Annotated in this window: 24 protein-coding genes; 6 read left to right on the top strand and 18 right to left on the bottom strand. The window is 53.4% G+C overall.

The genetic code is table 11. From position 1 onward, the window contains the following. Positions 1-137 precede the first annotated feature (137 nt). The 3 genes from DXY31_RS10565 to DXY31_RS10555 all read right to left on the bottom strand — a co-directional run bounded on the left by DXY31_RS10565 (position 138) and on the right by DXY31_RS10555 (position 2937). Positions 138-1388, bottom strand: a complete 1251-nt coding sequence (locus DXY31_RS10565) for a chloride channel protein (protein WP_114993743.1) — start codon at positions 1386-1388, stop codon at positions 138-140. A gap of 92 nt (positions 1389-1480) precedes the next feature. Continuing rightward, positions 1481-1699 (bottom strand): hypothetical protein, encoded by a 219-nt coding sequence (locus DXY31_RS10560; RefSeq protein WP_114993742.1) that lies wholly within the window; start codon positions 1697-1699, stop codon positions 1481-1483. Between the two features lie 230 nt (positions 1700-1929). Continuing rightward, the gene (locus DXY31_RS10555; RefSeq protein ID WP_114993741.1) at positions 1930-2937 is read right to left on the bottom strand and encodes a hypothetical protein; all 1008 of its coding nucleotides are present in this window, start codon (positions 2935-2937) and stop codon (positions 1930-1932) included. A gap of 679 nt (positions 2938-3616) precedes the next feature. Between DXY31_RS10555 and DXY31_RS10550 the strand changes: the two genes are divergently transcribed. After that, entirely contained in the window at positions 3617-5062 is a 1446-nt protein-coding gene (locus DXY31_RS10550; RefSeq protein ID WP_114993740.1) for a glycoside hydrolase family 13 protein, read from the top strand. A 173-nt stretch (positions 5063-5235) separates the two neighbouring features. Here DXY31_RS10550 and DXY31_RS10545 read toward each other — a convergent pair whose 3' ends face one another. The 5 genes from DXY31_RS10545 to DXY31_RS17040 all read right to left on the bottom strand — a co-directional run bounded on the left by DXY31_RS10545 (position 5236) and on the right by DXY31_RS17040 (position 9752). Continuing rightward, positions 5236-6804 carry a multicopper oxidase family protein gene (locus DXY31_RS10545; RefSeq protein WP_244279702.1) on the bottom strand — a complete coding sequence of 523 codons (1569 nt, stop codon included), beginning with the start codon at positions 6802-6804 and terminating at the stop codon, positions 5236-5238. A 228-nt stretch (positions 6805-7032) separates the two neighbouring features. Next, positions 7033-7914: an LOG family protein gene (locus DXY31_RS10540; RefSeq protein WP_114993738.1), complete on the bottom strand. Its 882-nt coding sequence runs from the start codon at positions 7912-7914 to the stop codon at positions 7033-7035. 37 nt (positions 7915-7951) lie between these two features. After that, the gene (locus tag DXY31_RS10535; protein ID WP_114993737.1) at positions 7952-8755 is read right to left on the bottom strand and encodes a hypothetical protein; all 804 of its coding nucleotides are present in this window, start codon (positions 8753-8755) and stop codon (positions 7952-7954) included. Further along, positions 8755-8910, bottom strand: a complete 156-nt coding sequence (locus DXY31_RS17045; RefSeq protein ID WP_170953670.1) for a hypothetical protein — start codon at positions 8908-8910, stop codon at positions 8755-8757. The genes DXY31_RS10535 and DXY31_RS17045 overlap by 1 nt, the downstream gene beginning before the upstream one ends. A gap of 695 nt (positions 8911-9605) precedes the next feature. Further along, a complete protein-coding gene (locus DXY31_RS17040; RefSeq protein ID WP_170953669.1) occupies positions 9606-9752 on the bottom strand; it encodes a hypothetical protein in 147 nt (48 codons plus the stop codon). A 285-nt stretch (positions 9753-10037) separates the two neighbouring features. Between DXY31_RS17040 and DXY31_RS10525 the strand changes: the two genes are divergently transcribed. Further along, a complete protein-coding gene (locus DXY31_RS10525; protein WP_114993736.1) occupies positions 10038-11258 on the top strand; it encodes an MFS transporter in 1221 nt (406 codons plus the stop codon). Between the two features lie 189 nt (positions 11259-11447). After that, the gene (locus tag DXY31_RS10520; protein WP_114993735.1) at positions 11448-12785 is read left to right on the top strand and encodes an FAD-binding oxidoreductase; all 1338 of its coding nucleotides are present in this window, start codon (positions 11448-11450) and stop codon (positions 12783-12785) included. Positions 12786-12936: 151 nt separating this feature from the next. Here the strand turns inward: DXY31_RS10520 and DXY31_RS10515 are convergent, their stop codons facing one another. Together DXY31_RS10515 and DXY31_RS10510 are read right to left on the bottom strand one after the other, a co-directional pair. Continuing rightward, the gene (locus tag DXY31_RS10515) at positions 12937-13575 is read right to left on the bottom strand and encodes a nucleoside deaminase (RefSeq protein WP_114993765.1); all 639 of its coding nucleotides are present in this window, start codon (positions 13573-13575) and stop codon (positions 12937-12939) included. 64 nt (positions 13576-13639) lie between these two features. Continuing rightward, positions 13640-14374 (bottom strand): hypothetical protein, encoded by a 735-nt coding sequence (locus DXY31_RS10510; protein ID WP_244279700.1) that lies wholly within the window; start codon positions 14372-14374, stop codon positions 13640-13642. 122 nt (positions 14375-14496) lie between these two features. Between DXY31_RS10510 and DXY31_RS10505 the strand changes: the two genes are divergently transcribed. Continuing rightward, on the top strand, positions 14497-15837 hold the full coding sequence (locus DXY31_RS10505; RefSeq protein ID WP_244279699.1) for a carbohydrate porin: 1341 nt from the start codon (positions 14497-14499) through the stop codon (positions 15835-15837). Positions 15838-16041: 204 nt separating this feature from the next. Here DXY31_RS10505 and DXY31_RS17715 read toward each other — a convergent pair whose 3' ends face one another. After that, complete coding sequence (locus DXY31_RS17715; protein ID WP_256359627.1) at positions 16042-16164, bottom strand: hypothetical protein; 123 nt, start codon at positions 16162-16164, stop codon at positions 16042-16044. A gap of 32 nt (positions 16165-16196) precedes the next feature. On the opposite strand from DXY31_RS17715, the gene DXY31_RS10500 reads away from it, so the two are divergent. Both DXY31_RS10500 and DXY31_RS10495 read left to right on the top strand, forming a co-directional pair. Next, on the top strand, positions 16197-16676 hold the full coding sequence (locus tag DXY31_RS10500; protein ID WP_114993733.1) for a nucleoside deaminase: 480 nt from the start codon (positions 16197-16199) through the stop codon (positions 16674-16676). Between the two features lie 21 nt (positions 16677-16697). After that, positions 16698-17360 (top strand): hypothetical protein, encoded by a 663-nt coding sequence (locus DXY31_RS10495; protein WP_114993732.1) that lies wholly within the window; start codon positions 16698-16700, stop codon positions 17358-17360. A 29-nt stretch (positions 17361-17389) separates the two neighbouring features. Here DXY31_RS10495 and DXY31_RS10490 read toward each other — a convergent pair whose 3' ends face one another. The 7 genes from DXY31_RS10490 to DXY31_RS10465 all read right to left on the bottom strand — a co-directional run. Further along, positions 17390-18487 carry a type III polyketide synthase gene (locus DXY31_RS10490; RefSeq protein WP_114993731.1) on the bottom strand — a complete coding sequence of 366 codons (1098 nt, stop codon included), beginning with the start codon at positions 18485-18487 and terminating at the stop codon, positions 17390-17392. Further along, entirely contained in the window at positions 18478-19635 is a 1158-nt protein-coding gene (locus DXY31_RS10485; RefSeq protein WP_114993730.1) for an NAD(P)/FAD-dependent oxidoreductase, read from the bottom strand. Before DXY31_RS10485 ends, DXY31_RS10490 begins: the two co-directional genes overlap by 10 nt. Position 19636: 1 nt before the next feature. Next, a complete protein-coding gene (locus DXY31_RS10480; RefSeq protein WP_114993729.1) occupies positions 19637-20353 on the bottom strand; it encodes a class I SAM-dependent methyltransferase in 717 nt (238 codons plus the stop codon). Between the two features lie 132 nt (positions 20354-20485). After that, positions 20486-20662: a hypothetical protein gene (locus tag DXY31_RS17035; RefSeq protein WP_170953667.1), complete on the bottom strand. Its 177-nt coding sequence runs from the start codon at positions 20660-20662 to the stop codon at positions 20486-20488. A gap of 38 nt (positions 20663-20700) precedes the next feature. After that, positions 20701-21885, bottom strand: coding sequence for a saccharopine dehydrogenase NADP-binding domain-containing protein (locus DXY31_RS10475; protein ID WP_170953666.1), 1185 nt, complete (start codon positions 21883-21885; stop codon positions 20701-20703). Between the two features lie 19 nt (positions 21886-21904). Further along, complete coding sequence (locus DXY31_RS10470; protein WP_244279697.1) at positions 21905-23266, bottom strand: MFS transporter; 1362 nt, start codon at positions 23264-23266, stop codon at positions 21905-21907. 293 nt (positions 23267-23559) lie between these two features. Beyond that, positions 23560-24899, bottom strand: a 1340-nt coding sequence (locus DXY31_RS10465) for a hypothetical protein (RefSeq protein WP_170953665.1), incomplete at its 5' end; no start/stop codon positions are given.

Here is a 24899-nt window from a genome sequence, read left to right as displayed (position 1 = left end):
CTGCTGCAATCGATCATCCGGTGTACAGGCACTGCAAAACAATCAACTTCAGTTGCCCAGAAAGCCGGAAAAACTCAGGGTCCAGTCCCCCCCAATCCATTGAGACCAGACGCTGCTCACTAGCAGCAGAGTAGACGTCACTCAGCATGGTGGAGAGCCTGCCGCTCATTCCAGCTTGCACCACGCAATGGCGCCGCCAAGGAGGCCGCAACCGCGCTGCACAGCAACAAAGCCGGCAGCATTGCGGGATCGCCCTGCAGGATGAACACAAACATGGCGCAGAACAGGGGAGTGCCGCAGGCGGCAGCGAAGAGACTCACGGAGCCAATGGCGCCGAGCTGGGCCTGACTCGCGCCGTCTAACACCGCCCAACCGGTTGGTGGTGCACCAACTAGGGCCCCAAGGGTCATTGTGTCGTGCATCAACCCTCCAGGGGCACCGCTGGCGATGCTTAGTAAGGAGCTGAGAAAGCGCCAGAGCAAGGTACTTGATTCACCCCCGACCTCTCCATGCAGAATCGCCAGAAGCGACAGGCTTCCATCGTTCAAACTCCAGCCCCCACTGGCGATGCCCATACCACTCAGGCCAGTAGCGATGAGAACAGCCATCAGTGACCGATGGCGCTGAAGGGCTGCTTGAGTGACCCGTGCCATCGGCACAAGCAGGCGCACGAACAGCGATCCGAGCAGACTGCACAACCCGCAGACCAGCAAGGCATAGGGCCATAGCCCCACCGGCAAAGCGCCCACCACGGCAGCTTGACTGCTACTTCCTGGCCCTAGCCAGAGGCTGATGCCAGCGCCACTTCCGCTAAGCAGCAACACGGGCAACACCAAGCTGCGACCAGAACTGCGGCCCAACTCTTCGATGGCATAGGTCACCCCTAGAAGTGGAGAGCGAAAGGCGGCACCCAGGCCAGCGCCGCCGCCGATGGCGCAGAGCATCGGCAGTGGCAGGACGGCAAGCGGTGTGAACCGGGGCCAGCGCCTGCGGATGGCCAACATCAGCGAGGCACCCAGGGAGGCTGAGGGTGATTCGATGCCAACCGTTAATCCGCCGAGATGGGTGAGCACCATCAGTGGCAGCCGCTGGAGTTGGGTTTGCAAGCTGAGTTGTTTTAAGAGTGAAGCCTGTTGACCGGAGACGTTGTCCTGTATCGCAATCACAGGAGTCAGCCCACCCCCACGCGCTTGTTGCAAGGGTCCCCAACCCAGCAGCACCAGTGCCATGGAAGAAGCAAACACGAGTGCGACAGCAACCGGTGAGATGCTTTCGCGGCTGAGCCAGAGATCGTTCTGAAGAACGAGTCCAAGACTGGAGAGAGCCTGATAAGGCAGTGAAAACAGCCCCAGCACGGCTCCGAGCACAAGCAGCCACAGCCAAGTCATCTCAGGAGCTGGCGTTACAGATGAACCATGTTGTCGTTGATGCGTTGGTCATCGATCGGTTGCGTTTGTCTTGATGGTGAGACCTGAGACGTTCATGCAAGCAGGCTTTCGTCACTGAAGCCCGCTGCATCCCACCAACTCAGATCAGCGGAGCGAGAAGCAACAACCTTGAACATGCCACTCACCTGGTGATAGTTGATCTGGCTGTGGAACGCACTGCCTCCCAGGTTGCTGGCGTAAAAGAAAATACGACAAGGTTGAATTCTTTTCCCTGGTGGTGATGACAGATCGTTCGTGCAGAAACGCGACAACCTGTTACTTCGAATCCGAAAAGAAAAGCAATCACTTTCTACCAATTCATGAAGAATATAATTATCCACGGCATTGGCAAATCAGCGTGAGCGCCAAGACGGAATCATCCTCAACCACCCATTGAATGATCCTTCAGGCATCACCAACAAAATTTACACAGGTGTTCAGCGGCAAACCACCTCGAAGTAATATTTGAGCTAACGCGCTCTTATACAACCGTCATTATCAGCTAATCAATATTCCAATAACTTGTTTGGGCCCCTGGATCTTTTTCAGGAGCTGGCATATCAACGATATCGACATCAGTGATACCAAAACGCTGCCTGAGAACACTGATTGGAGTTTCAATATCATCCCAGAAGTTCCAGTCGTGGATTAAATCCGTATTGATTTTCGACCCAACAGCAAGTCCCCTACTAAAAAGATCCGGATCAAAATTCATCGTCTCCGCTTTGATGCCACCAGGCAGGGTCCAGGCGATTCCTAGTTGAAAATCAACCAAAACCTCTGTCACCATCTCCCATCCCACTTCAGAACTAGCCATCGCGGCTTCAATCGCTGAAACAGCAATTTCTCCAGCATAATCAGTGTTTGTTCCTGATAAAATATGAACACAATCGTGCCTTACCGCTGACTCTCCTAAGTTTCCTTTCTGTCCTGGAAATTTAAAATCTCGATTGCGATAAAAATTATAGAGTGTTCTCCCAAATGTTCCTTCCTCAAGGCTTGAAAGTTGCTCGTATACTTCAGCTCTTTTTTTATCACCTGCGAGGCTATGGACCTCTCTTACGATGGATTTAAGCTTCTGAACAGGTGTTCCAGGCGTGAATTCATTAGCTGCTCTGCGACCATACAAGATCAAGGCTTTTTTAATACGTCCGTTCACAAGGTTATTAAGATCTTGGAGTGAGTCAGGGGATAAATTTGCCGTGCGAGCATAGAGATCAACCCGTTGAACATCGTCATCATGAAGTTTACCCGAAAGGTAAGGCATGATGATCAACAGCTGCAGTGATTGCATGCGTTGACGTTCATCCAAGAAAACTTCAGTGAAACCTTCTGGCGTTGAATATGGGAGTTTATCAAGATCGAGATCCGGCATCTTGAATAGATGGTCACGCAGTGCCGTCGCGAAATGCCTGGCAGGACGATGTTCATCGTCTCGATCTGGCGCAACGGTGAGCATTGCAGACAAAAGTGCAGCAACTTGCTCCCGGGTATACCCTGTATCGAGCATGGATTAAATCATTGAATATTCAATCCTAGCGGTCTTTGGCAGGGCTGACATGCCTACCGAACACAAGCCATAGGAACCTACAGCAAAGTAGCTTCCGAAACAACAACTTGCATCATCCATATTTAAACGAGTTCTTGACTACATAGCGATCATAAGTAGTGTTATTTAGGCCTGTCTTTATCCACATCCTGATTGAATCAGAGCCAGACAGATACCCAACGATCAACGCTTAACAATTAACGATTAACGATTAACGATTAACGATTAAAACCAGATTTACCGTATCACAGCAAGACGAAGTTACTATACAGGGTAGCACTTCGAGCCAATAATAGCAGTTTTTAAAGGTTCAAAAGATCACTCCTGAATCGACGTAAGCATTCAAAAAAGAGGACCAAACTTACAGCATGACATCAAAGATTCGTCGACAGGACATAACGGAAGCCAACAATCATCTGCGATTGCCCAAAAAAATCAGAGACAAGGAAATGACAGGACTCTTAGCCCCATTCCAGTCCCTGGAAGCGAGATCGCAATAGCGGCCAATGCTGCAGAGCCTGAGACTTGACTAGCGAAGGAGATCCGACACATCAGAGGTTGCATCAGCTGCCAATAATGTCCAGCAAGGGCATTGGTCGTTGTGCTGCCTGCTAAAGAAAGGACAGCAGGCTCAGTACGATTGCAGTCAGTCACGGCTTTTAACGATCCACCGATTTGGGTGGCAGAGGCTGTGATCTATCAAGTCTTTCCTGATCGGTTCCGCCGCAGTGGACGTGTTGAGGAGCAGCGCCACCTGGCGTTGAAGCCATGGGGTAGTGATCCAACCGAACAGGGATTCCAGGGTGGTGATCTCTATGGCGTGATCGATGCACTCGATCAACTCCAGTCGATGGGAATAACCTGCCTTTACCTCACGCCCATCTTCCGTTCAGCCGTCAACCATCGTTACCACACCTACGACTACTTCCAAGTCGATCCACTTTTGGGCGGCAACACTGCACTCGATGCTTTGATTACCGCATTGCACGAACGGGATATGCGCCTGGTGCTCGACGGTGTGTTCAATCACTGCGGTCGAGGTTTCTGGCCCTTTCACCACGTTGTGGAAAACGGTCAAGCCTCGCCCTACAGGGATTGGTTTCATATTAAGCAGTGGCCTATCAATCCTTATCCAGGAAGCGGCGAGAGTTGCGGATACGACTGTTGGTGGTCTATCCCGGACCTACCGAAATTCAACCACTCCAACCCAGCGGTTCGGGACTACTTACTCGCCGTCGCACGCCATTGGCTGGAACGGGGCATCGATGGATGGCGCCTTGATGTTGCTGACGAAGTACCGAAAGACTTCTGGGTTGAATTCCGGCATGTGGTGCGAGAGGTGAAATCTGACGCTTGGATCGTTGGAGAAATCTGGGGAGATGCACGTTCGTGGCTCCAAGGGGAGCATTTCGATGGAGTGATGAATTACCGCATCGGCTGGAGCATCCTTGGTTGGGTTGGGGGCGACGCGTTACGTCAGGGCTACCAAGAGCCGGGCTATCCACTCAATCCCCTCAACACAAAGGAATTAATCAACATCTGGAACACCACAACCGCTTGGTACCGTCCGCAGGTCAACCGGGGGCAGATGAATCTGCTCGACAGTCACGATGTGCCCAGGGCCTTGCACAGTCTCAATGGGGATCTCAAAGCCATGAGGCTGGCACTGTTGTTGTTGTTCCTGCAGCCCGGTGCTCCGTGCATTTTTTACGGCACAGAAACTGGCCTGGCTGGCGGGCCCAGCTCCAAACGATCCAGTGGGCCAGAACCGGCCTGCAGGGAGGCTTTTCCATGGGATCAACGCTGGTCAGCCGACCTCAGGCCCTACATCCAGCAATTGGCAAAACTACGCAACAGCTATCCGGACCTGCATCAGACAGATCTGGTCTGGAGATGCGCTGGCAGCGATGGACTGATCGGCCAAGCAGAGGGGCTGGAGGTGTGGATCAATCGCAGCCGAACCCAACCACTGGAATTACCTGACCCCCAAGCCACTACCAACGTTCTCTGGAGCAGTGATCAGCACAATGCATTGGGGTCTATCTCGATGCAATCAGCAGTGCTGCTGGGGACATCTCCCAGATAACAGTCCTTGAGTGGAAAACAGCGAAAAGATACCGGCGTACAAGCTGTTGCAGCGTTTCGAAAGACGCTTTCCAGTGCATGGACTCAGCAAAGGATCCATTGGCCACGCGGAAGATCGCTGCAATACAGAGCAAAAGGAATGCCGAGCTGGGGTAGACGCCAGTCAGGAGAGCATCAAAACGGCAGGTATTCATGACCGAAGCCTGCTGGATTCCACCAACCCAAATCAGCGGAGCGATAAGCCACCACATTGAACATGCCTCGCACATGGTGATAACTGATATGGCAGTGGAACGCCCAAATCCCTGGATTATTGGCATCGAAAGCAATGCGGCAAGTCCCGCCTTTCGGCACGTAAACGGTATCGCGCATGGCTCCAGCCAAGGGCACACCATCCAGTTCGAGAATTTGAAATTCATGGCCATGCAGATGCATGGGATGACCCATCGGGGTGGGATTGGAGAACACCATTTCCACCCGTTGCCCTTGCTCCACCCAGTAGGGATCTCGATAGGGGTAAAACCGATGGTTAAGGCCCCAGGTGTATTTGGGAGCAGGGCCTGTCAGTGCAATCGGAATTGTGTTATCAGCAGCACGAACGGCAAGAGGCCTTCCTGCGCGCAGTTGTTTATCTTGTGTGAAATCGAGGCGTCCGGTCCACTGATCGGTTTTCGGTGCCAAATCGGGCACATGGAGATTTGGATGACTGCGCAGCACCACACCACAGCGCAGGTTGCTGCGCTCACCTAAGGCCAGCAATGGAAAGACCCCAAGCTTTTCAGGAACCTTGACACGCAGTGTCAAACGTTGGGCCAGAGCAAGTTGAAAGACTGATCCACTAATCGGCTCCACGGGGTTGGCATCAGTGCGAAGCAGCTCACCTTCGAGATCACCAAGGTCAAGAAAGAAGCTCATAAAGGCGCTACCCGCAAGCCAGCGAATCGCCACAGTTTCACCAGGCTCCACATCAATGATTTCTGGAGCGTCAAGGCTGCGCTCATTCGCCAGCAGCGCGTCATACACAACATCCGGGGCCATCATCAAGACCCCTTTCTCTTGTTTCCAACTGAAACGCTGCTTCACGTGATCCCACTGTTGAGTGAGCAGCATTCGCGGCTGGTGCCAATCGAAATCAGCCAAGCTTTTGGCCATAGCGGTACCACCGCCGCGCTCACCAGCAACAACGTTGTCAAGAATTTGACTAGCGGGCGTGAAGCTGAAGTCCCTCAGCATCACAGTGATCGTTCGATCAGCCCAACGTTCTTGTTCCTCATTGAGGATCACAAAAGGCTCAGCCACATAGCTTTGGGTCTGCAGCCCATAGTGCGAGTGCATCCAAAAGGTGCCGTTTTGCACCAACGAGTAGTGGATCCTTTGGCGTTGTCCTGGGGGAATGGGCGGTTGCGTAACAAACGGCACGCCATCCATGACATTGGGAAGAATCAACCCATGCCAATGCACCGTTGTCGGCACCGGCAACTGATTGATCAATTCGAGATTGATGCCTTTGCGTTGGGACGTGGTGTACCCACGCTGACCATCAAGCTGACGAATGCAGCCACGGACAACTGTTCGCCCGAGAACAGTGATCGCTGCCGTTGCGATTTCAAGGACGACAGTCTCTGCATTACGGGGTCGCTGCAATGCCGGCTGACTGATGAATCGTTCCCAGGAAGATCGAGCTTTGGCTTGGGTTGTCCTGAGCACTTCAAGGCTTGCGCTGCCAACAAGAGCAGCGAGCACACCTAATCGCAAAAAAGAACGACGAAGCAAGAATCTCTAAGCCAGTCCTCACTGGTTTAATCACGGTCACTTGCTGATCGCTTAAAAAGCATTCTCTTCTCAGCTTTGATGACTCAGCAGGCTGAAACGAGCCGAAGCGACCAACTGCCAACTTGCATCGCAAGAAGCCAGGCGAAACAACAGCATTTCACACAAGGATGACCATCGGAGACCCTTTCAAGAAAGCCTTTAAAACTGCTCACGAATCAAATCCCAAGCTTCAATAGCAGTATCAGCATACTGAAATAACTGGCGATCTTCGTCATCAATCAGCCCTGAATTGGCCATGAATTCGAAGTCAATGATTCGAGACCAATACTCACTACCAAAGAGAATGATCGGCATTGCGCTTTTCACCCCCACCTGCCGCAATGTTAAAATCTCAAACATTTCATCCAAAGTACCAAATCCCCCTGGAAACAGGATTGCTCCAACCGAACGCATTATAAAGTGATGCTTGCGCAGCGACAAATAATTAAACTTGAAGCATAAGTCCGGTGTTATGAAAGGATTTGGAGGCTCATTCGGAATGTCAATATTTAGGCCTATCGATCGACACCCAGCATCAAAAGCGCCGCGATTGCCAGCTTCCATGATCCCAGGGCCACCACCAGTGACAATCACAGGTGATGAGCCACAATCCAATGCCTTATCTTTTTGCTGTCCATGACTAGACACTAAAAATGCAAATTCCCGGGCGTCATCGTAATAGCACGACAAATCTACAAGCCTTCTGGCTTGATAAACCTTGCGCTGAAGAAGGGCAGAATCGGGATCAGCAGCCAGTGCATTCAGATGATTAGCTAGACTTAACTCTGCTTCTGAACGCTCCTGAATTCGGGCTCCACCTAATACAATAACAGTGGAAGTGATTCCAGCCTCCTCCAAGCGAAGTTCAGGCTTGCCGACCTCCAAAAGCATCTTAACGCCGCGCATCGTAGGGCTATTAATCAGATCAAGATCATGCTGTACCAATTTGTAGGTATCAGAGTTGACAATTTGATCAAGATTTTGCGCAATTAAGCGCTTATCTTCGACTGGGAATCTGGAGTCGCTTGATGCTGAAGACATTGATGAGACATCCATACAAACATGCTGGCAGAGGGTTTTATGTCATCACGCCCATCTCATGGAGAGTAATCATGACCTGTTGTCGTGCGCCTGCTTCGGTGAGCCTTGGGTTCTCTCTCTTAGTGTTCGCCACCATCTGCCGGAACATCTCTCGATGTTCGTTTGAAGCCTGTTTCAGCCACTGTTCATATTCCGACTTGGTTTCATTCAAAAGCTTCTCCTCAAACATCTTTTTGTAATGGGGGTAGAGGAAGGCATGGTCTCTTTCGCATCGAATCCCCAGCTCGGTTAAGAGCTGCATTGATGAGCGCCCGCTGATGTAGCTCAACCCGACTTTCTTTTTGTGACCAAGCCAGTCGCATGCCGAAGCAAGAGCTTCATAAGCCCCTTCCTTATTGCTCATCACCAGCTGTTTCCACGCGGTGTAGGTCTCCTCATCGAACTGATCCAAGATCAGCTCCCGAATACCTGAGGGTGAGCATCGGAATCGTTTACCGGTCTTCACTCCTAATGTCCACAACGGATATTTATGCCTCTTGCCTGCTTCGTCGGTAAGCGCAAGCACAACCGCCCAAAGCCCACACATGAAGGTGATGGTGTTCGAGTGCTTGACCACGAACACACCATGGCCTTGTTGCCCCTCTGGGACAGGGGCCAACAGGTCTGGTTTCCAAATTTTGTGTTTCTGGTTCTCCTCAGCCCATCTGTCGTGATCGAAGCACTTCTGGGAAGCCTCAATCTCATCAGGGGTGGCGTCCTTGAAGTTCTGATTGAAGATCTCTTTGGTCCGCTTGGATGAGTAACCATCACCGACCTCAATCTCTTTCGCGAATCCCGTCATCAGCCAATCAGGGTTGCTGATTTGCTGACGTCAACACTCGCCGTCTGCTTCTGCAATCTTGTTGACCGCTCAAGGGTTCCTTTCACGCTGACGCTCAGTACCGCGTCCACTCTGTAGTCCATCGGTTTCTCCCACTCAAGAATCAGCGTGGACAACCGGGCGCTTCCTTAAAACTGTCGCCTGGATAACGACCTGAGATCAGCGAAAACGCTCAAGCCACGCCATTTCCACTATTGGAGGTTTTGCCTTGGAAGGCAATGCGCGATTCAACCGATGTCAAAAGGCCCACTGCGGGTGGAGAGTAAGGCCACGACATCGGAGGAGCCCATGACGGCCGATACTCCACCTGAGCAGATTGCAGAAGCAGACTGACTTTCTGGCCCCTGCTCCAACAGTCTCAACAATGACCTGGGTTGGTCCTTTGGTAGGCAGACCTTGTGCGCCACGCCAATCGACACTCCGCTTGCACCGCCCTAGGTGCCCTAGGAGGTCACAACCCGACACCTAGAGCCAATGGCCCCAGGGTGCCTCTAGCCAGAAGCTTCGACCCCTTCCTTTTGCCACAAGTAACGGGTTGAACAATGCACAAACGAGCGAGTTAGGCCGTCTTTCCACCGGGAAGGGCGGCCTTCTCTCATTTGAGAAGTTTAATTGACAGTGAATGCCTGATATCCCAGCTGCATCAGTGGGTTCAGGGGTCAGTTCTTGTTATCGGTGTAAACAATTGAAATCGGTATCCCTGAGGTGTTCTTAAGGAAAACAAGGGTATGGTTTCAAGTTCCTGAGTTGACAAAGAGACAACAAAAAGGGGGCTTGAAGGCCCTGAAGAAGACTGATGGGGTCTCTACCCTCAGTACTCATAGGGAGCCTTTGTGGCAGCCATACTTCTATCACCCAGCAACACTTCCACGGCTGGCTCTGAGAAAACCACTCGCCATTCAGCCACACGACAGGGCACGTAGTCACCTCTCTCGATGCGGATAACGCCAAGGGTCAAAGGTGCTCCATACCGGGAGTACTTGGCAGACTTCTATGCCTAAACACAAGGAAGGAAGATAGAGAGTTTTATTTATTTTGATCGATTATTTTGACTGTCAGTGCATGAAACATATCATTGTTATTGAAAGCCATGAATATCTTTGGACTGACAATTTTGCATCATCTTCAAAAGGTATTCGCTTTGCCGACTATCCTTGCTGCCTTCATGCTGAATGGTCCCCTGTGAAGTGATTAATGCCATCGCTGCTTTTGGTGGCTACTGTTCTATCACAATGTGTTTGCCATGGAAATCGGCCGATCAGGTTTATTGAAATGGCTCGTTGTGCAGACCTTCTTCTGCATGAATTTAGTTTGTGTTGTTGGTTACGCAATCGCAGCTGGTGGATTGTCTTCAAAGTTAGGACTGAATGAGGCCCAGATTGGTTTGGCTGGTGGAGTGTATTTCTTTGCTTATTCCATCTCTCAATTTTTCCTAGGAATTCTGCTGATCCGCGTTCCGATGCGTCTGCTGATGGTGGCTTCAGCTTGGATTGCCGCTTCTGGGGCCTGGGTGATGGCATTTGCTGACTCTTTTCCTCAGTTGCTTCTGGCCAGGTGTCTCTTTGGAATTGGTTTTGGATCAGCTTTTGTTGGTGTTGTCGAGGTGGTTTCGATGGTTTATTCGCGCCGCTTTCCACTGATGCTCAATATCAGCCAAAGCTGTGCCAATGGTGTGGGAGCTTTAACCGGCGTCTTCGCTTTTCTGCCATGGATTAGCAATCCGAGTCGTTTGTTTGGATTGAGCACAGTTGTTTTACTGAGTCTCTCTTTGCTGATGCTTTTGCTGTTGTCGCCTCAGCCGCAGGGTCCAGCATCGCCGAGACAAATGGTCCCTTCTTGGGTCGATATTGGACGGTCTCTTGTGCTGTGCACCAGGTCGCCACGTTTCTGGGTTGGGACGTTGTACTTCGTCGGTCTCTTCTCCTGTTTCCTGGCTCTCGAGGATCTCTGGAATATCCGCTTTCAGATCGATCTTTTTGACGCAACCTCAGGCCGTGCTGCTTCGATGAACTCCATGCTCGTGTCTGGACTCACGCTTGGCGGAGTGATCAGTGGCCTCTGGGCTACTCGGTCGGGGCTGACGACTCCGTCCAGGGTGTTTTCGGCGCTTGCCTTGCTCACCATGGTCTTGTTATTCAGTGTCTCGTTAAGCATCTCCCTGGCGTTTCTGGCCATGTTCGTCCTTGGATTTGGACTTGGGGCCGCGCCCCTGGGATTGTCATTTGTTCGTCAGGAACTTCCCGAAAAGGCAGTCGCTGTGGCCTCCCCGCTCCTACTCACATTTGTGTTTGTAGGCGGAGGTTTGTTGATGTCTCTCGTCGGAGAGGACCTCTCTGAGGTGTCACGGCTCACATTCCTGAACTACCAGCAGTCCATGAGCTTCTTCATCGTTCCAGTGGCCATAGCAGCCGTATTGAGTCTGTTGATTCGCTCACCAGCTCGCGAGATCAGCTCAGGAGAATGAGTCGTTGGCGATGCACCCCTCGCGCCATACGTCGATTGACATCATTCTGACTTCCGCGCCGAGCAGCTGAATTGGTTTCTGTTAGCCCAAAGCGCTGTTGCGCTTTGTCGCTTGTTGGTGCGTACGGTTCAGACGCCATTCAGCATGAACGAACGGCTTCAGCACTCGCCTCCGTTTTAGAAGACGTCAATGGCTTTGCATCCAGGGCATGCTGACTATGAGCAAGCACTCGCTGACTTGTTTAACGGTGACGCTGCGGCTTCGGATCCGCTGATGATTCTTCGGCCTCGCTGCGAACAGGATGTGGTTGCTGCTGTTCTGCAGGCACGCCAAGCCGGTGTGCCCCTGATGGTACGCAGCGGAGGCCATAGCCGCTTCTGTGCGGCCGATGGAGCACTGGTGCTGGATCTTTCTGCGCACTTCACAGCCATTGAGCTTGAGGAAGATCAGGTGCGGGTGCAGGGAGGCGTGGGTATGGGAGCACTGCTTCGGGATTTGTCACCCCATCAATGCATGCTCCCTGTGGGCACTCATGCAACGCCCGGCTTTGGTCTGCTCTTGATGGGCGGCATCGGCCATCTCAGCCGAAGTCTCGGTCTCACCCTCGACAGCATCGTGGCGTTGCGGGGTGTTCGCGCCGATGGCACGCCGTTTGTCTTGCAGGGGGAAGCGCAGGACCCTACGTCCTGGAGGTTGCTGCGGGGAGCTGCGCCCTTTCTCGCTGTGATCACGGAGGCCACGCTTCGGACCCACGCACGACAATCGTTGGATGTGATGCGTTCCCTGCATGCTCTTGAGGGATTGCAAAGCTATCTGCAGGAGGCGGAAGTCATGCCTCGATCCAGGTCGTGCTCATTTGTGTTGGGGACCCCTCCCGAAAGCAAAGAGCCTGCTGTGCTGAGCTACGTCGTCAACGTCGCAAGAGATAGCGACGATTCCCCACCCGAAGCAGATTCCTTGGGTGTCTGGTGGGATCGCGTGATGGGCCTGGAGGACTTACCGGATTTCAACATGCCCCTGCATGACGGAACCTTTCCGGTCGAGCCGGCAGCAGATACCAATCGGCGACGGCGACTTCGTTCCTGGATTCATGCCATCAGCGTGAAATCTGGCCAGACGGAATCACTAGCCTGCTCTCTAAACAAAGCGATTCAACGAGCTCCGAATCCTCTCTGTCGAATTGATTTGCAACACATCGGTGGAGCGGTGCGCGATCAAGCGATGCACAGCTCCACTTACAGGGGGCGAGATGCCGAATGGTCAATTGTGATTTCGGGTCTCTGGCATCCTGACGACAGGCAGGCTGGGCCTTTGGTGAGGCAATGGTCTGATGCCCTTTTTGATGCCTTAGCCCCAATCTGTTGCCACGTCTATTTGGTGGAACGCCATCCCGGAACAATTCGCTACGGACGTCAATTGCAGCTGGCCTATGCCGAGGATCTTGCGCTTTTGCAAGAGATCAAACGCCGCTGGGATCCAGATCAGATCTTGCCGACACTCGATGCACCGTCACCGGCTTGCATGTGATCCCTGAGGAGTCCTGAGAGTTATGATTCCTGCAATTACAATTGCATTCCGATTGTTCTCCTGAATGGCTCGTCCAATTCGACCTGTTTCATGATTAATTAAACGACTCTAAGCCACTCTTCACGATGGTTCGATGTGATAGCGGTCTCGATTAGTTCAGAGGAATATAAGCGGGGTCACATGATTGCCCTTTGCTTTTTTGGTACTGGCTGGAGAGTTTCTGGTAGGTTCCACGAAGCGATGTGGCGCGTTGATTGAACGAATATTTGTCGCTGCTATCGCAATTATCGATTAGGTCGCAGATGCTATAGCCCGTCCAGTAATTGTTTGCGCGTGCATACTCTCCTGGATCATGCTTAAAGACCTCTTTGAGGATATTAAGATCATGCCCGATCTGGAATGAATCACGGGAATCTTCGTGACTAAAAAAGTAGTAGAAATTGTCAAATCCCGCCCATGTAATCGCCGACGAGCAGAGTGTACAGGGTTCATGCGTGGCCAAGAAAAGAACCTCCTTGGGGGCAACATGCTGCTCGCTTTTTAAGTTATAATAGCTGTTGATTGTTTGAACTTCTGCATGAAACAATGGATTAAGTGTTTCTTGATTAGTGCCTGCGATAATGGTTGAGAGGTCTTTTTTATTCAACATCGCTGCGCCGAACAACTTGTTACCTTTGACAACTTCCCGTGATGTCAGAGGCACAATCTCATCTTCCATCACACTGAGAAGACGATCAATCAGGCGAGGGTCTGGGCTAACAAGTTGTCCTGGGCGTTGTGTTGCAGCCATGAAGTCGAGCCATAACCGAAAGCTCTCCAAAGCATGGCAACAGTTTGAGTTTGCTGCTCTTCACCTACTCAACCCACTGCAGTGCAGCGACAAGCATCGCTGCCGGTTTGAGGATGCCGTTGTTGGCTTCGGCAAGGTCAAGGCAGTTGTTGACAATCAAGAAGGCGTCGCCGCCTGCTGGGCCCAGGGCATAGGCCGCTGGAATCCAGACGCCTGCCGAGTTTGAGGCTGCCAAGAGAATCCGGCTCACGCTGGCAACTGCTGTTGGCTGGAGATAGACCAGTGCTTCTGCATCCCCTTGGTTATTCACGCTTGTGTAAAAAGCCTGCTTGAGGCCTTCCACTGGTTCCAGGGTGTTAAGAAATGACCCTGAACCGTAGGCCGAGCAGTCCATGTCTTCATCGGCGCAGCTTTGTGTCCGTCCGTCCGTCCGTATGGCGATTTCAGCGCGTTTCCATTGTGGAGGTAGGTGCGTGGGCGTTTCACTCAGCCGTCGTTGAAGGTCGTTGGGGCTTAATCGATTCAAGGCAAGACTCTCGGCCTGATCAATGAGAATTGTCAATGTCTGCTGAGCCGTCAGAAACGCCTGCGGATCCTTTGTGGGATCAGGCACCTTGAAGTGGCCCCTCTTATCACGAAAAGACGGCAGCAATCGAGAGATTCCTTCCTTGCTGCTGAGTTGATACTCCAGGTCGGAAGCTGAAACGGCCCAAACAGGAAGGACCGGAGTCAGTGTGACGCAGACGAATACCAGTGCGGCCAATACAAATCGGATCATCGCTTTTGTCGGTTCGTCCAATGAACAGTCGCGCTGATTGTCCTCAATCGATGGCTTCTTGAGTACGAGATGTCATACAACCTTGCCGTTTTGTGCTGCAGATGTTGTGCTGGCCCTGTCAGTTCTTTATCGACATGAGCTAGGTGCACGCTGTCTATGCTCTTGGTTCAACAGTGATTCGCGGCTTGATCGCATGCGTTTGGGTAGGCGTTGCACCAGTGATGGCCCAGTCGTCCCCACCAACGAGTAATCCGGCTGCTTCTCAGACAGCTCCTGGCACCGGTGAACTGGGGCGTTTGCTGGGCCTTCCTGCTGATGGCGCTCTGCGCATCGGTGGTGTTTGGGTTGGAAATGGCACATCCCAGTGGTCGGGAGGCGTTTCGAATCAAAACGCCGTTAATGGTGTTCAACAACTGCTGCTGGAAGCAAGTTTGGATCTGGGGAAAGCCATCGGTCTCGATCACACCTGGATCTGGATTCAGGGACTGCAGGTGAATGCCACAACCGGTGCTGGGCAGGTCACTGGAAGTATGCAGGGAGCCAATAGCCTGACTACGTCTCCTCCGCTAAACCGTTCGGAGCTGTTTGAGTTCGCCATTCGCAAGGATTTCTTGGATGGACGGCTTCGTGTGATTGCTGGAAAGCAGTCAACCAGCATCACCTTCGCCAACATCAACCGACCTGATAAGACCGATGTGGCGCGTTATCAGGTTGACAATCTCACCAGCTTGGCCTTCACACCCATCTATTCCATGCCGACGCTCTTGGGTCGGTTGCCGGGCTACACCAACTCAGCTCTCGGACTGACAATCACTGCACAGCCTGATGTTTTGGATGGCCGTGCTTACTTCAGTGCCGGTGTCTACGACGGTCGCGGAGGCCTCCGTGATGCATCGGTCCAGACCGGTCTAGATGCCCCATCTCTCAGTGGTCCGCTGTTCAGCATCGCTGAAGCCGGGAGTGGATGGGTCGCTGGTAAAGCTCGCAAACCAGGATCCTTTGGGTTAGGTGCCTGGTCGCAGGGGGGCGAATCTGTGGTCTGCCAAAGCGGCAGCACCACGAATTGCTTCACCGAATTGGGTGCATGGGGGGTGTATGCCCTGCTGAATCAGCGATTGTCTAGTTTTCGGCCTCAGCAGGACAGCAGTGGGATCAGTGGTTTTCTCAGTGCTGGATGGTCGCCGTCCATCAGCAATCAGATGGGTGCGTCCGTCACGGCGGGGTTCACGGCGATGGGGCCTCTGGGAAGCCGTCCGAACGACAGCATCGGTGTCGGTGTCTCATGGGCAAAGATCAATAGAAGCGAACCATTTTTGGAAGCTGAGTTCAATCCCAATGAGCTGATGTTGCAGGGATATGCACAAATCGCCCTCGCCGATTCGCTTTATTTTCAGCCAACAGTCACTGTGCTGCCTCTTGTTGGTGACCGTGACGCAGAAGATGATTCGGTCAGTGGTCTTCTGCAACTCACCATGCTGTTTTGAGTGCGTTGTCCAAGTCCGGATGACTTTGGTTCAAGGACCGATGGAGTGTGCCGTTGCTTGCGCCAAAGACCTGAGCTCCAGCTTCACTTTGCCACTCTTCTTTCCCATCAGTGATTCATGGCTGTGATTGCAGCCATGGCAGCCAGGTGAATGACACCATTCAAGAAGGGCATCCCCCGTTCCATGATCAGAACCCGTTCACGGTCAAGCTGGCAGTGCAGTGATCGGCTTCGCCTTGATAGCTGCTGCGATTGAAACTGGTGTTTGATGATTGGCTGCCGAAAACTTTTCGTTTTGGTGCCTTTCGTTGTCGTTGGCGATGGTCATCGTCAAGATTCAACAGAGTGCTCCTCCTGGCCATGGCAGCAAAACATGATGAAGCCCTAATGCGTGAAGCGATTCATCAGATGCGTGAAGCCGGGGTCGTCAATAAATCCGGGGGCCCCTTTGGTGCTGTGGTTGCCAAGAATGGCGAAATCGTGGCCTCGGCCGGCAACAGCGTGATCAGGGATCTTGACCCGAGCGCTCATGCTGAAGTGAACGCGATCCGAGCGGCCTGCAAGAAACTAGGGACATGGGATCTGTCTGGCTGTGTGATGTACACCAGCTGTGAATGCTGTCCGATGTGTTACGCCACGGCCTACTGGGCCGGCATTCGTAACGTGTTCTACGCGGCCTCCTGGTCGGATTACAACGATCTGTTTTCCGATGAAGCCATCAATCACGACATGCAGAGACCGAAGGATCAGCGTGAGGTCAAACTCACACAGATCCTCAAATGCGAGGCTTGCAACGTGTGGGATGAGTTTCGCGAGCTGCCCGACGGGGCACGCTATTGAGCCTCAAAAGCCAGAGTCAACATGTCTGAGCAAACGGAAAGTCGATTTGTTTACACGATTCACAGCTCAATCGAAGCCTCACAGCGTGAGGACTATCAGAACATTCAGGAGCGTATGAATCATGCTGCACAGGCTTTTAACGGTTACCTCGGACAGGATGTTGTTTACGAGAATTCAGGCACTGGTTCACAACTGAAGGTCACCACGCATGTTCGCTTTGAGCAACTGGAGCAGTGCCTGCTCTGGCTGGACAGCTCACAGCGAAGAGAGTTGCTCAATCAAGCAGAAAAACTGATCGGCTATCGATATCGCTTCCGCCTGGATTCAAACTCCTTTGACCAGTGGATTCAGGCCAAAGAAACATCGCGAACACCCATCTGGAAGGTGAACCTGCTTGTCTGGCTGGCGTTATATCCCTCTGTGATGTTGCTGATGTGGCTCGGGGGATCAACGCTCGGCAAACTACCTTTACCCCTCAACATGGTGATCAGCAACCTGATCACCGTGTTGCTCACTGGCTACCTGCTGGTGCCATGGCTGAGTCGCCTGTACTCCAACTGGTTGTCCACAGCGTCCCAGCGTTGGACGTTGGTCGGTTGCAGCACCATTCTTGTTGCGCAGGGGCTTTTGCTGATGGTGTTCTCCACTGTTCCAGGCTTTCCGTGGAACACAACAGGGCCTTGACCCTCCGACGGATCAGGCGCTGAAGACATTTACGCAGCATGGTGAAGATCGAGAAGTGCCACCTCTGCACTCAGCCCCGGGCCAAAAGCCAGCGCAAGACAAGGGCCAGCAACCGATCGCTGACGCAAGCGTTCAAGGATGAACAGGATCGTCGCCGACGACATGTTGCCATGGTCCTGGAGAACGACTCTGGATTCCTCCAGAAGCTTTGTGTCGAGTGCCAACGCTTCAGCACAGGTCGAGAGAATTCTCGGACCACCTGGGTGCACGGCCCAGCTGCGTATCTCCGAGAGATCAACGGCCCGATTCTGCAGCCAATCCTGCAACCAGGGCTGCAGTACTGACCCCACCGTTTCGGGCACTAACGGCGACAATCCCATGGAAAAGCCGTGATCACCAATCTCCCAGTGCATGAGATCAGCACTATCGGGAATCACCATCGAACCGCTGCTCTGCAACACAAGGTTCCGATCAGAGGATGGCGGACCAGCTGAGCCGACAACGGCTGCCGCTCCATCGGCGAACAACGCATTGGCCACCACTTGTTCGGGATGCCAGCCATACGACATATGCAGGCTGCAAAGCTCCACGGCGCAGAGCAGAACCACGGCGTTGGGATCCATCTCGGCGTAAGCATGGGCGACTCGTAGGCCATTGAGCGCTCCATGACAGCCCATGAATCCGATATGGGTTCGCTGCACCGCAGCGGACAAACCAAGTTTGTCCATCAAGAACAGATCGACCCCAGGGGATTGAAAGCCAGTGCAGCTCACCGTCACAAGATGAGTAATCGTTGATGGCGGCAAGCCGGAATCATCTAACGCCTCACGGACGGCCTCCAGGGCAAGCCAGCCGGCATGATCGTCGAAGGCTTGCATCCGCTCTGCGGTGCCAGGACTATCGGGTCCGTAAAAACTGAGACGTTTCTGGCTGGTGGCATGGTCTGCATCATTGCCGAGCAGCACACTTCCACGGTTGAGCACCTTGGTTTTCTGATAGATCCGGGCCATCAGCTTGGCCTGATCGGGACTTTCGGCATTGATCCGATGCGCCACCTCCACAGCTTCCGCTTGACTCAGCCTCTGAGTGGGCACTGCAGTACCGATGCCATGGAGTGTCAGAGGCATGGATCAGAGCAAGCCGTATGGGGAACATCCCGATTGAGAGCGCTGATGACACGCTCAGGTATTTCTGGCCAGTGGCATCCCAACCTGAATACGGCAGCGGTGGCAAGCGGTTGACGCAACAATGTCGACAACAGTCGACAAAGACGCTGACGACTCACCGTCAGCTCCTCCAATCTCTGTTGCCAACGCCGCTCAAGAGCACCGCTCCATGCTCCCTGGGCCTCCTCCACAAAAGGAGCCACCGCCGCTCCGGCAGCGAGAGCCCAGGCCATGCCTTCACCGGTGAAGGGTTCCACATAACCGGAGGAATCGCCCAGCAGCAAAAAGCGCTCACCGGCAAACACATCAGCTCGGCGTGTGAGCTCTGGGGTCAACTGCCAGCGTGATATCTCCAGCGCTCGCGGAACAGCGAAACCGGCCCGACGTAGAACCAGATCTGCCGCACAAGCCGCTCCACCTGCAGACCTGAGGGCAGCGGGATCGAAAGCAGCTGCCAGGTTGAGCGCTCCATCCTCACGTCTCACCAGGCCAACGTATCCATGCCGGCCGATAGCCATGTGGATCACACCGGATGCGTAAACATCATCGTCGTCGTTGATGAAACAACCGGCTCCGACCCTTGATCTCTCGGCGATCCGGAGCCTCGAATGATCGCTCGACGCCAAGACCTGATGCTGCAAACCGGCCGCGACCAGAACAACACGGGCCCGAACCCGCTCGGCTGGCGCACCGCCGGAAGGACGCAGTCGCACCACTCGCTCACTGGCGGAAGTCTGCTCAAGAACGGCACTGGTCTGGAACCTCAGCGTGGCTCCTGCGGCCTCAGCCGCATGGACCAAAGCCTGGTCAAAACGCTCCCGAGAAAGGGCCCAGCCACCGGGCAAAGCCAGATTGAGCGAGCTGCCGTTCCAGCCAAGACGCACTTGATCGAGAGGCACACCTCCCTGATCACCGATGAGGTCCGGCAGCCCAACCGCAGTTAAGGCAGCCAAGGCATTGGCGTTGAAGCAACAACCGCAAACCTTCCAACGCGGGAAAGAACGCTTCTCAACGAGCAGAACTGTCAGACCTCGACGCGCGCAGTCATAGGCGGCCAGCCCACCAGCGACTCCCGCGCCGATCACAACAACATCCCAGCTCTTTTGCATTTCAGTTGGGTCTCCAGCAAAGCCGGTATCGCTCAGGCCAGTTGCGTTCCAACAAGGGATTGTGCAATCCGGCCTGGGCAGCGAGCTCGAGAATTTCCGAGGGCGTGAATGCCGCCTGAACCGACAGCGGACCGTCGTAATGGACTACCCAGGATCGGCTCAGCAAGCGAGTACCAGCCCAGGCCAGCGCGTACCCCAGGCGACTGCGGATCAGATCATCCACCAGCACAAGACGACGTGCACGGGCAGCCATCACGGCCAGCAGTCGCACCACATCGGCAGGGTCAAGGTGGTGAACGAAAAGGGTGCAGTAAACGACATCAAATGGTTCTGACTCAGGAGGGGCCAGCGCATCAGCAACGAACAGACCAACACTGCTGTTGTGCCTGGCGACGTTGCGACGGGCGATGCGAATCGCTTCTGGATTCAGATCGCAGGCCTGGATCGACCAGTTCAGCTGTCGTCGTTGAGCCATTGCGGCCAGCTCGATGGCTGTATCGGCCCCTCCACAGGCCAGTTCAAGCACACTCAGAGGCTCTGCAGGAGACTCAAGCGCCAGCGCCTCCAGATGGCGAAACAGTCCAGGAACACAGCGACTGACTGCATTGATTCTGCGCAGACCACGAAGTGCCCGGTCATGTTCGGCGGGATCCAGACCAGGCTGATCCATCACCTCAGGCCTGCGATCACGCAGCATCGGGGCCTGACCCGGAATCATTGGACTGAGGTCAAAGGTTGTTAAAGCTAGGCGCCACACGGCGCCAACTGCTTCGCGCTGGTTTGATTCAGGAGCCTTGGTCCCAACTGTGTGAGATGAGCTTCGCTGTGAGAAGCGAAACAATGAAACGAGCTATCGGAACAACAAACGCCTCTCGCTCTGAACATGAAAGGCGCCGTTGGGAACCTTTCCTGGAAGGCCGACAATGACCTGCCAAACATTGTTTTGATGCTCGCCGACAACAACGGCTTCGGTGATCTCGGCTGCTACTGCAGTGGCGGGGACCTTCGCGGCATGCCAATACCGCATCTCGAGGAACTGCTGACCGCAACCGTGGAACTGACCGCTCAGATCTCCCAGAGCAGAGCCTTCTCACTGGCCACCTGGAGGATGTTGCTGCGTGCCTTCGCCTGCAGCTCGGCCGGATACCAGACGCCTGCAGGAATGGTCTGCTCAGCAGCAGAGAGGCCTGGGCATCCGCGCAGCATCTCGATCGCGAATGCTGCTGTGGCCTGACCGACGCAATCTTCGAGATCCGCATGCACGCAACGCAACGTGACCTTGGCGGGCAGACCTGAATCGCAATCACCGTTGCTGACCGCATCAACACGCATGGCATTGGTGGCTCCGACAAGCTTGTCGACCACCCGGATGATCGGCATCGAAAACAGAGCCAGACCCTGCATCGCAGCGCGATTGACGAGCACATCGCTCGGAAGCAGTTTCATGGCAGCGAAAAGACTGTTCCAGATCCCCGGTGCAGTGCCAAAACGCGAAGCGCAGTTGGCTACGGCCAATGCTTCAACGGTGGTTGGCACATCGGGATTGTCGAGCAAAAAGCAGGCATGGCTGCCCACGCCTGCACCGAAGTCAACAACGCGACGCTCGGTCCATGGCTCCTTGAACGTGAGCCTGTCATCCACATAGGTCAACACCCTGCTGGCCAAAAGCAGAAAGGTGGCACTCACGATGGTGGGCCCAGCCCCACCGGTTCCAGCCGTGAAGAAGCTGAACTCCACGCGTTCACACTTCTCCGGGCCGCCAAGCTTTTGCACCGCCTCAGCCGCCATCAGTGCACTGACTCCAGGCCAGATTCCGCAAGACACCACGGCAGGAATCCCTGCCGCCACAGCATCTCCAAAGAGGTCCTTGGCATGTCGACTGAGGCTGAACTCATCACAGACATCGCAATACGGAACCCCTGCATCGATGCAGGCCCGCAGCAGATCAGGTTGCGTTCGCCCCTGGAACGGTCCCGCCGTATGCACAACCAACTTGACCCCACGAACGACGGCGACAAGCGCCTCAAAACCAGCCTCGAGATCCACTGGCCTGAAGACGAGCTCCGGGAGATCGAGTCGATTGCGAACAACCTCAAAATTGGCCCTGCTGCGACCGCCGATGGCAAGCCTGAAAGGAGTACTTTCTGCGTAACGGCGGGAGAGCCGGTTGAGCCAGCGCACTGTTGAAGCTCCGACGCGCCCATTACCGCCGACAACGAGCACATCAACAGTTGATGGCGTCTCCTTCACTGCTGGGACCTGCCTGTTTTCAATGACTCAACAGAATGCCTTCCTCATCTCGCGGCTTGGTGTCTTGCACAAGAAGACTCAGGCCTGCCGCGGCCAGCATCCCTACCACCACAACGGCATATCCCTGCAGCTCCTGCAGGGATGAGGGTCGTGTTCCCGCCGGCAGCCCCCATTGGGAAAACAGACCCACGGCCGGCTGCACAATCACCGGGAAAAACATCACGATAAAATTGACGAAGGCAAGCGTGATCGCTCGCGTATGCCGCTTTGCTGTGTCGGCAACCATCACAAAGGCCAGCACCTGACAGCCAGAGGTGAGTCCCAGAGCGGCCACCAACACAGCCACAAGGCTGACCGGAAGACGGCTTGAGAAACAGAGCAGTAAGGCAAAGCAGGCTGCACTGACGGCACCTGATGTGAACAAGACCTTGCGGCGACCAATACGGTCAGACCAGTGGCCAGCGACCACACCGCCGATCGCGAAGCCGATGAACACCAGGGTGGTGATCAGGCTGGCTTGATTATCGGGAAGACCAGTCTCGATGCTGAAGAAGGACACACCCCAGAGATCACCGATCACAGAAACCGGCAGATAAATACCTGCGGCAGCAAGCGAAAGAATCCAGAGGCTGCGTTTGTGCAGAATTCTGTTGATCTGAAATCCCATCGGCTCGGGACTGTCCGGATCAAAGCCATCCTCTCGCATCAGCTCCATAAACCAGTTCGGTCGTTTCGGAAGAAAGCTCCAGATCAGCCAAGCGATAATCACTCCAGCCGCCGTGCAGATCAACAGCGGCACCCTCCACCCGAAGTGATCTGAAATCAACAGCAGGGGAAACTGCGCTGTCGCCGCCCCCAGCGTGCCGATGCCGGTAACCATTCCGGGAATCATGCCGTGACGCTGAGGCGGTAGCCAGATTAGGGAGAGATAGATCACACCCAGATAGGCCACGGAACTGCCAAGCCCCTGTAGAAACCGTCCCAGACCCATCAGGATGATGTTGTCTGATGTGGCGAAAAGCAGGCATCCGAGTGCAACGAGCAGCGATGCCGGGGCCGCAACAGCTCGAACACCATGGCGATCCAGCAGACGGCCAACGAGAAGCTGCGCAGGCGCATAGGCCAGAAAATACAGACTCATGGAGAAACCGAACACACCTTCACTGGCGCCGGAAACCTTTGTCAGCTCCGAGTGCAGCACTCCGGGAGCAACCCTTGCAAAGAATTCGTAGAAGTAGAAAAGTGATGCGATGCCGAACAACATCCAAGGCCGCCAACCCTGCCGGGCGCGCTTGGCGCGCAGATGGCAGGCCTTGAGATGGCGCTGGGCCGCATCATGTGCGGGTCTTCCACCAGACGATCCTTTTGGAGCATCACTCATCGCTGATAGGAATAAGCGGTGGGGCTGTATTGAGACATCGTCATGTTTCTTGTTAGCCACGATTGAGACAGAGGTCGCGCCGTGTCAGCCATTCAGAACGTCAAGCAACACACAACAAAGAAAAATGCGCTCTCCCGATGACCATGCCAAAGAAGGTATCTGCTAGCAAACCTCAGATTAATTTCAACAAGCTTTAAAAAAAGATCTCATCAACAACTTCCAGATATATTTTACCCAGCAAATCAGCAGCAACTGATCACGGCGCATAGCTATTGGGATTTCCGCAAACCTAGCTACTCAAGCCCTGACAAAGGCTGCACATCGAAACCCAAAGACATCGACAAGTGTTGATCATCTTGTTCTGCACCTGAGTTACTCGAATAAAGATAGCGAGAATCTTCTCCGAAAGTTGACAGAAAATACTCCCTGACATCGTCATCCACCTCGACACGAGAGTCTCCCCACTCTGGCCCCCATCCTTTGGACGGCCAATCCGAATTAATATACGCTAGAGCGCGAACGTCATAGCTTTCAATCAAACCATCAAGCCTTGATAAATACTCAATGAATTGTCGAGGATCACTTGTGGCTGGAAATTGAGCTGCAGCCTCAGCAATCACAATATCGTGACCCTTTGATTGAGCAAATTGTATGCTTTGATCGAGATTTGAATCGATGGTTGATTCAACTGAATTAAAGACTCCATTGACCTCCATACCTACATCGTTATTAAAGACAGAAAAACCTACCCAATCAACATTATCAACTCCGGGATACAAGAATTGGGTATCGTTGAACCCCCTAACAGGGTGATACCCAAACTCTACATTAGACGCTCTTTCGCCAATTCTTTGAGCAACATAGTTATATGCATTGATATAGGCGTCAGTATTGAGATCTTCAATCTGACTTGGGTCATCAAAAACATTCACACCCGAAGAGGCCTGCTGATTAATCCAGTCAACAACGTAGCCATCACCCTGATAACCAAATAACAAAAGGCTAACCTCATAGCCTACACGTAGCAAAAATTGTGTTTCAGGACGATCAGCCATACTCTGCGCAAACTGATCAATCTGAGCGTCCCAGTCACCAGACACAACATCAACGAGTGCATCATAAACAGCATTAGGATTAAAGTCTGGCTGCTTATCATCAATCATTTGCCCATAGCCACCCGCCATTGTGTTGTCCTTAAAGCTAAGAGCAACTAATGCATAATCACCCAGATTATTGTCAGAAACATAGTCAAGGAACTGCAAGTTTGGGGAATCATCTCCCTGCTCAACCTGACCCAGATAAAAAGTTGCATAATGGGACGAGCCTGCTGGAGTCAAGCCGACACCAGTAATAAAGTCTTGATATTCTTGCTGAAAGGTTTGCCCGATAAGCAGCAGCGTTTCACCCGAATCGAGCCCAGCAAGTGATTTGGGAACTGACTTCTCGATACCTTCACTTGGCACTTGTTCATCAATAACTTCGCTCGAGAAATCTTGAGGTTCGATAGACGAAGGATCAAGATCTAAAGAGTCATGAGACTGCTCAAGCACTGAATCAATGGAACCATTGATCTCAGGATCTGCTGATACGGCAAATGGATTCACATACGTATCACCTAGTACGTTGAACGTCG

Origin of the sequence: Synechococcus sp. UW179A (genome assembly GCF_900473965.1) — a bacterium.
Taxonomy (GTDB): Bacteria; Cyanobacteriota; Cyanobacteriia; order PCC-6307; family Cyanobiaceae; genus Synechococcus_C.
The sequence above is the reverse complement of the archived record's forward strand: the minus strand, read 5'-3'. Positions and strand labels throughout refer to the sequence as shown.

Bases quoted from the DNA above. Each gene is read 5' to 3' on its own strand.
- DXY31_RS17715 (WP_256359627.1), bottom strand. From the start codon at position 16,164: ATGACCATCGCCAACGACAACGAAAGGCACCAAAACGAAAAGTTTTCG.
- DXY31_RS17035 (WP_170953667.1), bottom strand. From the start codon at position 20,662: ATGCGGTATTGGCATGCCGCGAAGGTCCCCGCCACTGCAGTAGCAGCC.
- DXY31_RS10555 (WP_114993741.1), bottom strand. From the start codon at position 2,937: ATGCTCGATACAGGGTATACCCGGGAGCAAGTTGCTGCACTTTTGTCT.
- DXY31_RS10495 (WP_114993732.1), top strand. From the start codon at position 16,698: ATGTCTGAGCAAACGGAAAGTCGATTTGTTTACACGATTCACAGCTCA.
- DXY31_RS10535 (WP_114993737.1), bottom strand. From the start codon at position 8,755: ATGACGGGATTCGCGAAAGAGATTGAGGTCGGTGATGGTTACTCATCC.
- DXY31_RS10525 (WP_114993736.1), top strand. From the start codon at position 10,038: ATGGAAATCGGCCGATCAGGTTTATTGAAATGGCTCGTTGTGCAGACC.
- DXY31_RS10485 (WP_114993730.1), bottom strand. From the start codon at position 19,635: ATGCAAAAGAGCTGGGATGTTGTTGTGATCGGCGCGGGAGTCGCTGGT.
- DXY31_RS10490 (WP_114993731.1), bottom strand. From the start codon at position 18,487: ATGCCTCTGACACTCCATGGCATCGGTACTGCAGTGCCCACTCAGAGG.
- DXY31_RS10565 (WP_114993743.1), bottom strand. From the start codon at position 1,388: ATGACTTGGCTGTGGCTGCTTGTGCTCGGAGCCGTGCTGGGGCTGTTT.
- DXY31_RS10500 (WP_114993733.1), top strand. From the start codon at position 16,197: ATGGCAGCAAAACATGATGAAGCCCTAATGCGTGAAGCGATTCATCAG.
- DXY31_RS10520 (WP_114993735.1), top strand. From the start codon at position 11,448: ATGGCTTTGCATCCAGGGCATGCTGACTATGAGCAAGCACTCGCTGAC.
- DXY31_RS10515 (WP_114993765.1), bottom strand. From the start codon at position 13,575: ATGGCTGCAACACAACGCCCAGGACAACTTGTTAGCCCAGACCCTCGC.
- DXY31_RS10480 (WP_114993729.1), bottom strand. From the start codon at position 20,353: ATGATTCCGGGTCAGGCCCCGATGCTGCGTGATCGCAGGCCTGAGGTG.
- DXY31_RS10540 (WP_114993738.1), bottom strand. From the start codon at position 7,914: ATGTCTTCAGCATCAAGCGACTCCAGATTCCCAGTCGAAGATAAGCGC.
- DXY31_RS10470 (WP_244279697.1), bottom strand. From the start codon at position 23,266: ATGAGTGATGCTCCAAAAGGATCGTCTGGTGGAAGACCCGCACATGAT.